Below are 1,355 nucleotides of genomic sequence, written 5' to 3'. Positions count from 1 at the left end.
AACGTACTTTTTTTGTAGGTGAAAATGGTTCAGGGAAATCTACGCTGCTCGAAGGCATCGCTCATCAATGTGGATTCAATACCGCAGGGGGCGGCAGGAATAATACCTATGAGACACATGCTTCGGAATCCTCGCTCGGGAATTATCTCAGACTGGCCTGGTTGCCCAAAATAACGAATGGTTTCTTCATGCGCTCTGAATCGTTCTATCAATTCGCATCACATGTCGATCAGATGCCAGCATCGCTCCAATATTATGGCGGGCGTTCATTACATGAACAATCACATGGGGAGTCTTTTCTCAGTCTGTTCGTCAATCGCTTCAGTTCCAAAGGCATCTATCTGCTCGATGAGCCCGAAGCCGCTTTATCTCCAGCTAGGCAGCTCTCCTTATTGCGTATCCTCCACGATCTGTCAGGCACTTCGCAATTCATTATTGCGACGCACTCACCCATTTTGCTGGGATATCCGGGGGCAGAGATTTTAAGTTTTGACGATAGCCATATTCAAGAGGTAGCCTATGAGGAGACCGATCATTATCAGATTACTCGCAGCTTTCTGGAGAACCGCGACCGGATGCTGAATGAATTATTTAAAGATTAAGTTCTCAGTTTAACAAGGGAAGTTACTCAACCATGCGGCGTAAAATTTATTTATGAGGAGAGATTGGATGAAGGTAGGTTTGCTGATTGTTGATATGCAGGAGAGTATTGTGCGGAAAAAGATGGATCAGACTTCGATAGACCATGCCTGTGAGTACATTAACCATGTGGCTAATGTGCTGCGCTCGAATGATCATACGGTCGTTCACGTGCAGGATGTGGAGGGCATGGAGGAGGCAGCGTTAGATGAGTATCGCATCATTCCCGAGGTGGATGTGAATGAGAAGGATCTCACGGTTACCAAGGAAGCTTCCAATGCCTTCTGGCAGACGAACCTGGAGCAGGTGTTGAAGAGTCACGGAATTGAATTGGTGATTATCGCAGGTTTTGCTGCAGAGGAGTGTGTTCTATTCACCTACAACGGAGCAATGGAGCGAGGATTTCGGCCGGTGATGTTGCGAAACGGAATTCTTAGTACACATCCCGAAGCGGTGACTTCAACGTACAGAGATCGCAATGTGATCTCATATCCTGTGGTTGATTATCTATATAAGTTCAACTAAAGAGGTGAGCACTCCAATGACAGAACAACCTTCCGATCGCTGTTATCCCCAGATTTTTTTGATTCCCTTTTTAAAGGGGAAATCCGGTGATAGTGTATGCTTCCGATGCAGCTTTCTTTCAGAAAGCTTTCAGGCGAACGCTCCGCTTCTTCAGGTTATTTCTGTCCTCTCCGTTTTTGTGTAAAAAGTTT

2 protein-coding genes are annotated in these 1,355 nt (G+C 45.9%); both read left to right on the top strand.

Annotated elements, in window-relative coordinates; translation table 11 throughout:
* On the top strand, positions 1–602 hold a 602-nt coding region (locus D829_RS0115345), incomplete at its 5' end, for an AAA family ATPase (RefSeq protein WP_017689794.1).
* 67 nt (positions 603–669) lie between these two features.
* A complete protein-coding gene (locus tag D829_RS0115340; RefSeq protein WP_017689793.1) occupies positions 670–1,164 on the top strand; it encodes an isochorismatase family cysteine hydrolase in 495 nt (164 codons plus the stop codon).
* Positions 1,165–1,355: the final 191 nt, after the last annotated feature.

The organism is Paenibacillus sp. PAMC 26794 (assembly GCF_000316035.1).
Lineage (GTDB): Bacteria > Bacillota > Bacilli > Paenibacillales > Paenibacillaceae > Paenibacillus.
This window is presented reverse-complemented; position numbering and strand designations above follow the sequence as displayed.